Origin of the sequence: Blautia obeum ATCC 29174 (genome assembly GCF_025147765.1) — a bacterium.
GTDB classification, from domain to species: Bacteria; Bacillota; Clostridia; order Lachnospirales; family Lachnospiraceae; genus Blautia_A; species Blautia_A obeum.
On record NZ_CP102265.1, the window covers coordinates 3,012,673 to 3,027,133 of the forward strand.

The following is a 14,461-nucleotide window of genomic DNA, read 5'->3' on the forward strand; positions in this document are numbered from 1 at the left end:
CGTGTTATACATACAATAATTATAGCTGTTCAGTGCCCTCATGGGACATTCTTCTGAACAGAGCAATATATTATTAAATTCATCCAGTCAACAGAATTCTGCACGAGTAGAAAACTGGATTGAACTGACGGCAAACGGAGATTTCGTCGAGAGTTATGTGCTAGCTGCTGTCACCGAGCGCACTGTCTGAGGCAAAGCCGAGTTTGCGCGAATGACAGCAAACAAGCGCACGTAACGAACAGAAATCGCAGTGTGTCAGGAAACCAGTTTTTCTATCTCTGTGCAGATTCGTGATTACTCATAATTAATGATTACTCATATCTTAACATATACGTGGCAGTAACTCTCCCCCCGGCTGTGGAAGGAGTGCCTGAGTGCCGATTTCAGTGGTCATGACGACTTTACCCGGCTGATCATCAATAACTTCTCCGATAATGGCAGCATCTTTGGAGTATGGACATTTGCGGAGAGTCTCTACGATTTTTTCAGCTTCGGCTTTTGGTGCCATGATGACCATACGGCCTTCGCATGCCAGATAAAGTGGTTCGAGTCCGAGCATGCCACAGACTCCTTTGACTTCCGGTGCTACCGGAACGGAGGCGGCATCAAGTCGAATCCCAACATTGCTCTGTCCGGCTATTTCATAGAGAACAGTTCCGACACCACCTCTTGTAGCATCGCGGATTACATGGAGATCATGAGTCGTGTTCATAACAGCTTCTACTGTTTTCCAGAGAGGCGCGCAGTCGCTGGTAACATTTGCTTCAATTCCGAAATCTTCTCTTGCAAGAAGGATCGTGCATCCATGTCTTCCGACATCTCCGGTCACGATAATCGCATCTCCCGGATGCGCAAGTGTTCCGCCAACATTTACTCCGTCTTCAATCTGTCCCATTCCGGTCGTTGTGATAAAAACACCATCCACCTGTCCTTTTCCGGCTACTTTGGTGTCTCCGGACACGATATGTACACCTGCTTCTGTCGCCGTTTTTTCCATCGCAGAAACGATTTCTTCCAGTTTTTCCATCGGAAATCCCTCTTCGATAACAAATGCACAGGTCAGATAGAGTGGTTTTGCACCCATGCAGGCAAGATCATTGACTGTTCCACAGATAGAAAGTTTACCAATATTTCCTCCCGGAAAGAATGCCGGTGAAACGATAAATCCGTCTGTTGATACTGCCATTTTTCCTGCCGGCGGAGTCAATACTGCTGCATCATCTGCAGTCAGATCCGGATTTGCAAAATGTGCTGCAAAAATCTGGTCGATCAGTTCAGAGGTCTGGCGACCTCCGGCACCGTGTGCCATCGTTACTGTTTTATCTTTTAAACTGCTCATAGGATCATCCTCTTTTTTCTTAATATTATCATACCTGCAGATTGCTTCATTACTTCGTAATTCTCGCAGTCTTACAATCATTCGGAATACGTTGATTTATTGATTGTCTCCATACGCATAATAAGCCGAACATGCACCTTCATTCGAAACCATACACGCGCCTACCGGATGTTGCGGGGTACAGACTTTCCCAAATACTTTGCAATCGGATGGTTTACATTTTCCCTGCAGGACATCTCCGCACCGACAGGCAGGATTCGCTTTGCCCTGAATCGATGGAATGTTGTATTTCTTTCTTGCATCAAATGCACTCCATTCTTTTTTGAGGCAGACTCCTGACTTTGGAATCACTCCAAGACCTCTCCACTCACTATCGCACGCCTCTGTCATTTCTTCGGTAAGCTGTTGTGCCTCACGACTTCCTTCCGGCTTCACAACTCGCGGATAGCAGTTTACAAAGAATGGTTTTCCCTCCTGAAATTTCACCAGTGCAACCGCCAGTGCTGTGAGAAGCTCTTTTGCTGTAAAACCGGCCACAACACCACTTACCCCTTCCTCTGTCAAATCTTCACAGAGTTCCGTACCTGTGATTGCATTGACATGTCCGGGATACAGAAAAACATCTGCACTTCCTTTTAAGGCTTCATATGCCTGTGGCATGGTTTTGTTCGCCATTAACAGAGAATAATTAGAAAGCTCATCTTTCTTCGCCTGTTTTACAGAAAGGCACTCTGCCGGTGTCGTTGTTTCAAAACCGACAGAAAGAAAAACGACCTGTTCTTCCGGATGTTCAAGAGCATATTTTTCTGCATCGGCCGGAGAATAAACGATTCTGATCTTTGCTCCTTTTTCTCTTGCTCCTGCAAGGCTCATTTCCGTTCCAGGCACTCGTACCAGATCTCCAAAGGTACAGATCGTCACATTTTTTTTCAGTGCCAACCACACCGCTTCATCAATAAATCCGACTGGTGTTACGCAGACCGGGCATCCCGGACCAGAGATCAATTCCACCTGTGGTGGCAGAAGTTTGCGAATGCCAAGTCGAAATATCTCGTGTGTATGTGTTCCACAGACTTCCATGATACGGACTGCCGCACCATCATAGTTCTCTATGATCTCCCGCGCTGTTCTTTTTTTCTCTTCTCCCATTACAGCAGTTCCTCCATTAACTGATCTGTTTCGTCATCATCTTCATCGGTGATCTTTGCAATTGCAACGCCTGCGTGAACCATCACATAATCGCCTGGCTCCAGGTCTTCCAGAAGCTGTGCGGAAACTTCTCTCTTAGCTCCACCAGCATCTACAACTGCTGTTCCTTCACTGATTTTTACTACTTTTGCTGATAACCCTACACACATGGTAATGCCTCCCTTTTACTATGTAACTTGTATTATTTTATATAGTCTTTGTCTCTATGCTTTTTCCAGATATGCCATCGCATACACAGCCTGTCCCAGCGCAATCCCACCATCATTTGGCGGCAGCAGCTGATGTTTCAACACTTCAAATCCCTGTTCCAGAAGCATATGATCAGTCAGCTCCAGAAGCAGTCTGTTTTGAAAAACCCCGCCACTTAAGGCTGCTTTATTACAGCCGCTCAGTTCTCTGATCTTCACACAGGCTGCCGTGATCTGGCAGGCAAGCTCCCGATGGAAAAAGTATGCCAGCTTGCCCGGATCTTCTCCATTTAATTGACGATTCAGGATTTCTTTTATCAGGGATTCTGTGTTGAGCAGCAAGCGATCACCTGCAGAAATCAACTTGTCATCCATTCTCTTTATTTCTTCTGTCTCTGACAGATTTTCATTTCTACTGAGAGTATCTGTATCCTCTTTATCGTAACCATATTTTTCAGTTTCCTGAATTTGTTGTTTACTCTTTTCAAGCATAGTTTCCCGGTACTCTTCTGCTGCAAATTCCAGTGCCATAGAAGCCTCACCTTCAAATGTAGACTTCCTTCGGATTCCAAGCATCGCACTCACACCGTCAAACAATCGTCCTGCACTGGTTGATATCACGGCATTGATCTTACGATCTGCCATGGTAAACTGCACGTTTGCTTCCTGTTTCGTACAAAGTTCTAATTTTTCTGTGATTTCAGCTGCTTTTTTTCTGTCACCTGTCATTCCATAGATCAGAGAAACTGCAATTCTCCATCCTTCTTTCGAAGAAGCGTCTCCACCAACCTGAAGAAATGGCATCACACTTCCCACTCTCGTGAATCCATCTAAATCTGATAACAGGATTTCTCCTCCCCAGATCGTACCGTCAGTTCCATATCCGGTTCCATCAAAAGATACACCGATCACCTGCTCTGCGCAGTCATTTTCTGCCATGCAGGAAAGGATATGTGCATAATGATGCTGCACTTTCACCACCGGAAGTCCCAGTTCTTCCGCGACCATCACAGAATTGTACTTTGGATGCATATCACAGCATACAATCTCCGGTTCTACTTCCAGCAGTGTTTCCATCCTTCCTACAGTCTCCCGAAGTGCTTTTACCGTTCGCAGATCTTCCAGATCTCCGACATATGGAGACGGATAAAATCGGTTATCCACACCAATGCAAAAAGAATTCTTGAGTTCTCCACCAATGGCAAGCACCTGTCCTCGATATGGTGTGGAAACCATAAACGGAAGAGGTGCATACCCTCTGGAACGTCGGATCATATATGGTCTGTCCTCATAAAAATCCATTACCGAATCGTCCGCACGGATACGGATCTTGCGGTCATGGGACAGCATGCAGTCGCAGAATCCGGACAATTCTGCCTCTGCTTCCTGATCATCACGACAGATTGGCGCACCAGAAGTATTTCCACTGGTCATTACCAGAAATTCCGGCATTTCAATTCCATCATCATATGTAAAAATCAAAAGCTGTACTGGTGCATACGGCAACATTACACCAACTTTGGGATTGCCCGGTGCTACGGACGGACAGAGGATTTTTGCTTCTTTTTTCTTATCCAGAAGCAGGATCGGTTTCTGATGTCCATCTAGGATCCTGGTCTGTTCTGCACTCACTTCACATTCTTTTCTGACTGCTTCGAGATTTTTTGCCATCACTGCAAACGGCTTCATCGGACGACGTTTAAGCTGGCGAAGTTTCCGAACTGCTGTTTCATTCGAAGCATCGCAGCAAAGATGAAATCCTCCGATTCCCTTGATTGCAACAATTCCGCCCCCGGCAATCGTTTTTCTCGCATAAGTGATTGCTTCTCTGCCCCGTTCTTCTCTGCCGATCAGATACACTTCCGGACCACATTCATTACAGCATACCGGCTGTGCATCGTATCTTCTGGTCGCAGGAGCATTGTATTCTTTCGCACAGTCCGGACACATCGGAAACTCTTTCATACTGGTCCGCTCACGATCATAAGGAAGCGAATCCAGAATCGTCAGTCTCGGTCCGCAACAGGTGCAGTTGATAAACGGATGCAGATATCTCCGATTCTTCGGATCAAACATTTCCTCTTTGCATTCCTCACAGATTGCGATATCCGGAGAAACAAAAATTTCACCCTTTGTCTTCTCGCTCTCGATGATATCAAACTGTGTATATCTCTCCGAATTCTCTATATTTTCTACATTTATTTTAAGGATTGCCGCACGCTTCGGCGGTCGATTCTCGATATCTGAAATAAATCCGCTGACAGCTTCCTCTGGTCCCTGTGCATAGATTTCCACATAAGGCCCCTTGTTACAAACATTTCCATGTATTCCACGAGCAGCTGCATGACGGCTGACTGTTGGCCGGAATCCTACCCCCTGCACGATTCCATAGACACGGATCTGTCTGGTAATCTCTTCACTCATAAGTTTCTCCAATCTACTGTATCACTTCATAAATACAGCAGGATTTTTATTTTCCAATCAACTTTCCAGACACCGCAAAATGCCGTGTGTCTACAAATATTCCCTTAAATTCTGGTATCATCCGCTCCATACATCCATCTGCAAAAATGATATCAAAATCTCCATTTTGCACAAGTTCTATGTAAGCATCCTCATCTCGGAGAAGCACATCACCATCTGCCAAAAGCTCTTTTTTCATCATAAACCAGCTTGCAATCTGAACTCTTTTTGCACCCTTCTTCAACAGTTCTTTTCGAATAGAATTTGCAATTACCTGCTGGTGTACAATGAGAACTTCTTTACCGGTATAATCTACATCTGGAATTAGTTCATCCACCAGCGGATAGTGAATTTCATACGGTGTCCCAAATGTCTTTTCCAGATACTTTGCTGTCATTAGTGCCGCCGGCGAAACAACGATATTTCTACTTACTGAGGAGGCTTCTCTTATCTCTTCCAGTCCGTCTCCCATGCAGTAACAGACTGCCTGTTTGCCATATTTCTGCTGATATAGATCACGTATTTTGTCTGCCGCGTCAAGGTCACTGACATCCTGCGGTGTCATCCCCAGAATACCAATTCTGTCTTCTTCCGCCTGATATTTTTCTATCGCAAAAATCTTAAAAAGCTCCAGAAAAGCTTTCTCTTCGCCTTTGTCATAGAGTTCCATTCCGTCTGTATCTACTGTCAGGATTGGCAGTTTTATCTTTTTTTCACTCATGCGTTTAAGCGCAAGATAGTCTGTTGCGATAACTGCTGGAACCGGAGTTCCAATCACTGCTACAAACGTTGCATCTATCTTCTGCACCACATCAGCAAGCTTCGCCACCAGGCGGTCATCACGTCCCAGGATTGCATCCATATCTCGAAGTCCGGCGCTGAAAATTGCACTTTTCTGTTCAAACCACCGTGGCTCATCAAATCCACAGACATTGCCGGTGCATCCTCCGGCATCGCAGATCACCACAATACCTCCCAGTTCAAAAAGTACTGACACCGCACCTGACTGATCTGGTGCGAACGGCGTCAGGTATTTCCGAAGTCCTCTCATCCAGCCACCTCCTTTAACGCCTCAAACAGCCTTCTCACCCCGGCGAATCCATACGGCTGTTCGTCCTGGTTCCACATCAGTCCAGGACAGTCCTGATGGTAATAAAGGGCATCCTTGCCTATGGTGATATTCACTCCGCTCTGTGCCGGATCGTAATAGATCATGGTTGGTTCCATATTGGAAAACACCCTCGTTTCCGGGCTTAAGAGTGCAAGCTGTTTCATATACACAAAGTTCTCTGCCGTAATCGTTCCATAAATCTCAGGTACTTTGAATCCATATTTCAGAAGAGCCAGTGCCAGTTCAAACGGATCCCCGTTCATGCATTCCCCGACTGCAAATGATGCATCCGGACAGACTTTTCGGAAATCCTCGATTCCCTGTTCTGCTGCTTCTCGATACTCGTCCAGCTCGAAGGAAATGCCCAGTACAGACGCAAGTGCCTGATACTGATTCTGTATCTTATCCGTCTGATATAAACGTCGTAACTCAATAAATGGAATCTTCAGTCTGTCATTAAAATCCTCCGCCGCATAACGTGATTCCTGATGCAAAACCAGATTGAAATTCGCCTCCGCCATCGTCTTATATTCTTCAAAATCTCTGCATCTGGATATCTCGTGGATTGTCTTAATTCCTGCACTGTGAAGGAGATCATACAGCTCACAGTCATCCACAAGCGGTGAGAAAAATCCCAGAAGATTAACGACATTTCCCTTCTTTTTTGTCGGCTCTAGCAGGGAATATAAGGACTGTCGTACATGTACCATCGGTGGTTTTCGTCCTTCTCTGGTCAGTGCATACATGTAGCACGGCCGCACCGGAAGCCCCGCTTTTTCTTCTGCTTTTCGGCACACACGCTCCATATCTGTGCCAAGAAGTGCATCTACACAGGTGATGCAGATCATCACAACAGAAGGCTTCTTCTCAAGACCTTCACAGATTTCTGCCACTGCCTTTGGGATTTTCTTCAGATGACGGCCAGTCACAATATCTGTCTCATCCATCATCAAATAAAAAAAGCGATTGTCATATTCGCGCATGGAACTGATCAGAGACGTATTTCGCCCACAGCATCCCGGAGCCACGATCAGCATGATCGAACCCGGAACTGCCAGCCCTGCTCTCTTGACTCCGAACCCTTCTGCTCCCGGAGAGTTAAAGGCAAGGGTCGCCGGAGAACTGTAAATAAGATGCATATTTGATTTAAACTGACCCGGGATATTCTCTCTTCCACGTTCATTCAGTTCTTCTACTGTACAATAATAAGCTCTGCTCATTCTTCTTCCTCTGCTTTCAAAAGCATCTCTGCCAGATCAAAAAAACGTCTGCTAATCGAGGACTTTGCATCTCCTTCGATCACTGTTTTACCCTGGTCTTCCCATCGGATGATCTCATCACTTCTCGGTATCTCACCAACAATCGGAATACCGCTCTTGTCTGCAAATGCCTGCACTTTTTCTGTTTCATTTTCGACGTTTCGATGATTCAAAACAATACCGAAAACCCGCGCATAACTCCGATCTTCGAAGTTTCTCACGGCACTGGAAATATTATTTGCAGCATATAAAGCCATCTTCTCTCCGGATGTCACGATCAGCACTTTCTCTGCATATCCTTCACGAATCGGTGCAGCAAATCCTCCGCACACTACATCACCAAGCACATCATAAAGAACCACATCCGGCTGGTATGTTTCAAATAATCTCAAATCCTCCAGAAGCTGGAATGTCGCAATAATTCCTCTTCCGGCACACCCAAGTCCCGGTGTCGGACCGCCTGTTTCAATACAGAGAACGCCTCCGAATCCTTCACGTGAAATGTCTTCCAGTTTCTCCGGTTCCTCGTCCTCTTCCCGCATATAGTTCATAACCGGGCGAAGTGGTTCTCCACCAAGCAGATTGATCGTAGAATCTGCCTTCGGATCACAGCCAATCTGAATGACTTTCTTCCCCATAGAAGCAAAAGCCGCCGCCAGATTGGAAGTCACTGTCGATTTCCCGATACCACCCTTTCCATAAATTGCCACTTTCAGCATTTGCAAATACCTCCCCATACATACAAAAAGACTCCTCCACCGTCAGGGTAGAGAAGTCCTGTAAATTTCACATCAACAACTATTCCCGCTCGGATGAATTCCTTGCCGTCAGAGTCTGTTCTGTTTTCGTTTTATTCTGTTTTATTGTACTTTAAAGACACCGGGTGAGTCAATACTAACAGGAATATATTTCAGACTGAAATTCCTGAATATCTTTTGCGATCTCACCACTTAAAAGCAACATACAGATCAGGTTTGGAATCGCCATAAGTGCATTCGCAATATCCGAAAAATTCCATACAAGGCTCAATGTCTGTGTACATCCCAAATAAGCGACCAGCGAAAATACAACTCGGTAAATCATGTTAAATTTGTGTGTTCCCAGAAGATATTCAAAAGCTTTTTCTCCATGATATTCCCATCCCAGAATCGTGGAAAATGCAAACAATGTGATGCCGATTGTTACAAGCCATCCGCCTGAAGTTCCAAGGATTGTCTTAAATGCGGCAATCGTAACATCCGAACCTGTAAGCATTTCACCGGCTTCATTGGTCATTCCAAGGACCCCTGAAGATGCAATGGCAAGGCCAGTAATCGTGCATACAACTATCGTATCCCAGAAAGTACCGGTCATATTTATGTAACCCTGACGTACCGGATTATCAGTAGTTGCCGCTGCCGCTGTGATTGCAGCAGAACCCATACCTGCTTCATTTGAAAACACACCACGTGCAACACCAAATCGCATCGCACTCATCATAGATGCAACAATGGAACCGCAGAGGCCACCACCAACCGCTTTGACTGAAAATGCCATTTTAAAGATCATCGCAAGTCCTGACGGCAAATTGGAAATATTTCCCAAAATTACGATCATTCCACAGATGACATAAAAAATTGCCATAACGGGAACGACAATCGAAGAGACTTTTGATATGGATTTAATTCCGCCTACAATAATCAGTAAAGAAACTACTGTGATCACAATTCCAGTTACCCATGTCGGCACGCTAAAGGTAGAATGTAAAGCTCCGGCAATAGAGTTTCCCTGTGTCATGTTTCCGATTCCAAAAGAAGCAATTACTGCAAACAGAGCAAAAAGCCATGCCAGAACAGCGCCAAACGTCTTATTTTTCAGACCTTTTTTCATCGTATACATAGGACCGCCACTCATCTCACCCTTGGCATTTATCTCTCGATATTTAATTGCAAGCATGCACTCACTGAATTTGGAAGTCAGGCCAAACGCTGCCGAAATCCACATCCATACAAGAGCTCCCGGACCACCAGATACCATAGCAGTTGCAACACCAACAATATTACCTGTTCCAATAGTAGCTGCGAGTGCCGTTGTAAGTGCAGAAAACGGAGAAACATCCCCTTCCCCACGACTCTTTGTGCGTGCCTCTTTACTGAGAGTACTCTTCAGTGCATATCCGAGATTTCTCCACGTCAGAAATCTTGTTCGAAATGTAAGAAATATTCCGGTTCCTACCAACAGGACCAGCATAACCGGTCCCCAGACAAAATCATCAATCTGTGCAATAATTTCGTTCAACTGTTCCATATCGATGTTCCCTCCTCTTTTCCTATACATTAAAGTACTCCCGACAGCTTCAAAAAAATGCATTTTTTTCGGAAATGCAAAAAGGAGCGATGCTGTAGCAACATCGCTCCTTTTGATAAATGTATAATTTTCTGTATTATATACTTATTTTCACACTTTTGTCAAGACAATTTTGTTTACAGCAATCCCGCAAACAATCTCATAAACAGCTGTCCCAGTCGCAGGTATGCACTGCGTCCTGTACGATATTTTTCTGTAACTTCGCGGCACTCTTTCATCGTCTCATACAGGTCATTTCGAATATCCTGAACAGCATCACAGTCTGCCATAAAGCATCCATTTTCGAAGTGATGATACAGACTTCGATAGTCCAGATTGATTGTTCCACAAGTCGCCATACAGTCATCCGCAACACTCATCTTGGCATGACAAAATCCCGGTGTCCATTCATAAATCCGAACCCCATCCTTGACCAGTTCATGATAAAAAGATCTGGTGACATTATAGACCAACTTCTTATCCGGAATTCCCGGGGTGATGATCCTTACATCAACACCACGCTTTGCAGCAAGTGTCAGTGCATGTGCCATTTCATCCGTAATGATCAGATATGGTGTCATAAACCAGCAGTATTTTTCTGCTTTATCTGCCATACTGATGTAGACCTCTTCTCCCACCTGTTCATCATCCAGTGGACTATCTGCATAAGGCTGTATAAATCCTGTCTGCTGTGCCTCATATGAATATTCCAGGAGAAACTGCTCAAGATCCGTGTCATTTTCATCCTTATCACTGACAGCATTCCACATCTCCAGGAATGTCACCGTCAGTGAACGTACTGCATCACCTTCCAGACGAATGCCAGTATCTTTCCATTGTCCATAAGGATGTGTCAGATTAAAATATTCATTTGCAAGATTATAGCCTCCTGTGAATCCAATCTTGCCGTCAATCACCGTAATTTTTCGATGATCTCTGTTGTTCAGAAATAAATTTAAGCCTGGCACAAATGGATTAAAGACCCTGCAACGTATTCCGACAGCCTCCATCTTTTTGATAAAATCTGTATTGATAAAGCCAATCGAGCCCATGTCATCATAAAAAACACGGACCTCTACCCCAGCCTTCACTCGTTCTTCCAGCACATGCTGAATCCGCTGCCACGCATCGGCATCTTCGATTGCATGGTACTCCATAAAAATAAAGTGCTCTGCTTTTGCCAAATCAATAAGCTGTGCTTCCAGCCCCTTTGCCGCCTCATCGTAATAAGTCACATCCGTATTCTGATACACCGGATAAAAAGCATTCCTGTAAATATACGAAGATATATTTCCTGCCTTTGGAAGTATCTGTTCAAGTTTTTTCTGAATTGTACGGTTCTGTGGAAGACAAGGCAAAAGCTGTTCATCAATTTTCTGATAGCGCTTTCGCATCTTTGCCGTACCTCCATTCAGACCAACCAGCAGATACAGTCCAAGTCCCATGATCGGAAATGCGAGGATCAGAAGAATCCAGGGCATCTTGATCGTCGATGTGACCGGCGATGCATACATATTCAAAATGACAATCAGTCCCAACACTCTTGTCAGAAGGTTCAGTGCTTCTGCATATCTGTTCAGTCTGGTAAACAACGCAACAATAAACACAACCTCTAACAAAATGCACAATACGGAGAATGCCAGCCTGGCAACTCCGTTTTTGGTTTTTGCCCTTCCCTCCAACGTTGTATCTTTCATAAAACCCACTCCCTCTTCTCTGTTATTCTTCCGCCTGCTGTAGCGGCAAATCCATTTTGTGATTGTGATACATCATAGCACTTTACAGAGAATCCGTAAATATTCAAAAACTAAGCTTTTACCCAAAATTTCAGGGAGAGCCACTGACTCTCCCTGCACAAATAACTTATTTTTTTACACTCAGACGCACCAATGCTCTCTGCAGTTTTGCAGATGCCATTTTGTATTCCTGGTCAGTAAGACCGCCTTTGGCAATCATTTCTTCAGCGCGTTTCTTAGCTGCCTGCGCACGCTCTACGTCAATATCTTCCTTCCACTCCCAGGTGGTCGCGAGAAGACGACAGGTGCCGTTCATAACAGAAAGCATCCCTCCAATACAGGCCGCAGTTCGTCTGTTTCCATCTGCCATGACGACACTGGCTTCCCCCATTCCAAGAGCAGTACAAAAGTTACAGTGTCTTGCAAGAATCGCGATATCACCGCCGATACTTCTGCAGACCACACGTTCCACATCGCCCTCAAAAAGCAGCCCGTCCGGTGTTCCGATCCGTAAAGAGAAGGTACTCATAAGACACCTCCTTTACTGCTTCTTAGCTTTTTCGAATACTTCATCAATGGTACCGGCAAACAGGAAGTAACTCTCCGGAATATCATCACATTCACCGTCGAGAATCATCTTGAATCCTCTTAAGGTTTCTTTGAGAGGAACATATTTACCAGGCATACCTGTGAACTGTTCTGCTACAGAGAAGCTCTGGGACAGATATCTCTGCACTTTACGTGCACGGCTTACTGTACGTTTGTCTTCTTCAGAAAGTTCGTCCATACCCATGATGGCAATGATATCCTGAAGTTCTTTGTAACGCTGAAGCACACGCTGTACAGATCTTGCAATCTCATAGTGCTCTTTACCAACGATCTCCGGTGAAAGGATACGACTTGTGGAATCCAGCGGATCTACTGCCGGATAAATACCCTGACTGGAGATTTCACGGGAAAGTACAGTCGTAGCATCCAGATGTGAGAAAGTTGTTGCCGGAGCAGGGTCTGTAAGGTCATCGGCAGGCACATAAACAGCCTGTACGGATGTAATGGAACCCTTACGTGTAGAAGTGATTCGCTCCTGCAAGTTACCCATTTCAGTTGCCAGTGTCGGCTGATATCCCACTGCAGACGGCATACGTCCAAGAAGTGCAGATACCTCAGAACCAGCCTGTGTAAAACGGAAGATATTGTCGATAAAGAGAAGCACATCCTGGTTCTTCTCATCACGGAAGTACTCCGCCATGGTAAGCCCTGAAAGTCCGACACGCATACGTGCTCCTGGTGGCTCATTCATCTGACCATAAACCAGGGCCGTCTTATCGATAACCCCACTTTCTTTCATTTCATTATAAAGGTCATTTCCCTCACGGGTACGTTCTCCAACACCTGTGAATACAGACAGACCGCCGTGAGCGGTAGCTACGTTGTGGATCAATTCCATGATCAGAACTGTTTTTCCTACACCTGCGCCACCGAACAGACCAATCTTACCACCCTTTGCGTATGGGCAGATCAGGTCTACGACTTTGATACCGGTTTCCAGAATTTCTGTAGCCGGCATCTGTTCCTCATAAGAAGGAGCCGGACGATGGATAGACCAGCGCTCCTTCGCCTCCGGAGCTGGTTTGTTATCTACCGGATCTCCAAGAAGGTTAAATACTCGTCCCAGGCAGGCATCTCCTACCGGAACTGTGATCGGGCCGCCGGTATCTACTGCCTTCGTGCCCCGGACAAGACCATCGGTAGAGTTCATGGCAATACACCTTACGACATCATCACCAATCTGCTGTGCTACTTCGGCCGTCAGCTTTGCGCCGTTTGATTCTATTTCTATGGCATTGAGAAGAGCCGGGAGTTCATCGTGCGCAAAGCGGATATCCAGAACCGGACCGATGACCTGTACTACTTCGCCAATGTGTTTTTCACTCATGTTTTAAGTCTCCTATGATATTTTAAAGCCCTTCCGCACCTGCAACAATCTCCGTGATTTCCTGCGTGATGCTGGCCTGTCGCGCTCTGTTGTAATACAGATTCAGTTTATCGATCATCTCTTCTGCATTACTTGTCGCAGCGTCCATAGCCATTCTTCTGGCTGCAAGTTCACTGGCTGTACTTTCACATACACCACCATAAACCAGTCCCGCCAGATATTCCGGAACAACGGCATCAAACACAACTTCTGCATTCGGCTCATAGAGGATGAGATTTCTTGTAGCTACTCTGCCACCGCTTTCCTCTCGGATGTCAGTCATAGGAAGTACAGAAAATACCTCCGGCTGCTGAGAAAGCATGGATGCAAAAACGGTATAACATAATTCAATATGCCCGAATGTTCCTTTGCGGAATTCTTCACAAAGCAGATTTGCGATCTCAAAACAGTCTGCGACAGAAATATCTGCGATCTCCGCAAACTTATCTGTCAGACATTCAATACCTCTCTGTCTGAAATACTCAACTGCTTTTTTTCCTATCGGCAGAGCCACATAATCCTTGCCTTCAGCTGCAGCTTCCAGACATTTGAAAAGATTGGCATTATATCCACCAGCCAGACCTCTGTCACCGGCAATCGCTACATAGCAGTAACGCGGATTGGATGACTCTCTGGCGTATACAGAAGAAAAATCAATGTTTTCTCTGGCAATGTCCTTCAGTGTCTCATGCAGCTCTGTGAAGTAAGGACGGCAGGTTTCTGCACGTTCCTTTGCCTTACGCAGTTTGGAGGATGCAACAAGCTCCATGGCCTTGGTAATCTGCATCGTACTCTGTACGCTTTTGATACGCAGCTTTACCGCTTTCATATTTCCAGCCATATGATCATACCCTCC

At 45.4% G+C, this 14,461-nt stretch carries 12 protein-coding genes; all 12 read right to left on the reverse strand.

All coding sequences use genetic code 11. The features are described 5' to 3' along the window. Nucleotides 1-322: 322 nt before the first annotated feature. A complete protein-coding gene (gene hypE, locus NQ503_RS14540) occupies nt 323-1,339 on the reverse strand; it encodes a hydrogenase expression/formation protein HypE (protein ID WP_005428142.1) in 1,017 nt (338 codons plus the stop codon). Between the two features lie 96 nt (nt 1,340-1,435). Continuing rightward, a complete protein-coding gene (gene hypD, locus NQ503_RS14545) occupies nt 1,436-2,488 on the reverse strand; it encodes a hydrogenase formation protein HypD (protein ID WP_005428143.1) in 1,053 nt (350 codons plus the stop codon). Then, complete coding sequence (locus tag NQ503_RS14550; RefSeq protein ID WP_005428144.1) at nt 2,488-2,697, reverse strand: HypC/HybG/HupF family hydrogenase formation chaperone; 210 nt, start codon at nt 2,695-2,697, stop codon at nt 2,488-2,490. The genes hypD and NQ503_RS14550 overlap by 1 nt, the downstream gene beginning before the upstream one ends. A gap of 54 nt (nt 2,698-2,751) precedes the next feature. Beyond that, nucleotides 2,752-5,160 carry a carbamoyltransferase HypF gene (hypF, locus tag NQ503_RS14555; protein WP_005428153.1) on the reverse strand — a complete coding sequence of 803 codons (2,409 nt, stop codon included), beginning with the start codon at nt 5,158-5,160 and terminating at the stop codon, nt 2,752-2,754. A gap of 46 nt (nt 5,161-5,206) precedes the next feature. After that, complete coding sequence (locus NQ503_RS14560; protein WP_005428154.1) at nt 5,207-6,250, reverse strand: nitrogenase component 1; 1,044 nt, start codon at nt 6,248-6,250, stop codon at nt 5,207-5,209. After that, complete coding sequence (locus tag NQ503_RS14565; RefSeq protein WP_005428155.1) at nt 6,247-7,530, reverse strand: nitrogenase component 1; 1,284 nt, start codon at nt 7,528-7,530, stop codon at nt 6,247-6,249. The genes NQ503_RS14560 and NQ503_RS14565 overlap by 4 nt, the downstream gene beginning before the upstream one ends. Then, complete coding sequence (locus NQ503_RS14570) at nt 7,527-8,288, reverse strand: nitrogenase iron protein NifH (protein WP_022389082.1); 762 nt, start codon at nt 8,286-8,288, stop codon at nt 7,527-7,529. Before NQ503_RS14570 ends, NQ503_RS14565 begins: the two co-directional genes overlap by 4 nt. Before the next feature lie 175 nt (nt 8,289-8,463). Continuing rightward, the gene (locus NQ503_RS14575) at nt 8,464-9,855 is read right to left on the reverse strand and encodes an alanine/glycine:cation symporter family protein (RefSeq protein ID WP_022389081.1); all 1,392 of its coding nucleotides are present in this window, start codon (nt 9,853-9,855) and stop codon (nt 8,464-8,466) included. Between the two features lie 176 nt (nt 9,856-10,031). Beyond that, nucleotides 10,032-11,591: a cardiolipin synthase gene (gene cls, locus NQ503_RS14580; RefSeq protein ID WP_005428162.1), complete on the reverse strand. Its 1,560-nt coding sequence runs from the start codon at nt 11,589-11,591 to the stop codon at nt 10,032-10,034. A 166-nt stretch (nt 11,592-11,757) separates the two neighbouring features. Then, entirely contained in the window at nt 11,758-12,159 is a 402-nt protein-coding gene (gene atpC / locus NQ503_RS14585) for an ATP synthase F1 subunit epsilon (protein ID WP_005428169.1), read from the reverse strand. A 12-nt stretch (nt 12,160-12,171) separates the two neighbouring features. Further along, a complete protein-coding gene (atpD, locus tag NQ503_RS14590) occupies nt 12,172-13,566 on the reverse strand; it encodes a F0F1 ATP synthase subunit beta (RefSeq protein WP_005428171.1) in 1,395 nt (464 codons plus the stop codon). Between the two features lie 22 nt (nt 13,567-13,588). Further along, nucleotides 13,589-14,446, reverse strand: a complete 858-nt coding sequence (gene atpG, locus NQ503_RS14595) for an ATP synthase F1 subunit gamma (protein WP_005428173.1) — start codon at nt 14,444-14,446, stop codon at nt 13,589-13,591. Between the last annotated feature and the right edge of the window lie 15 nt (nt 14,447-14,461).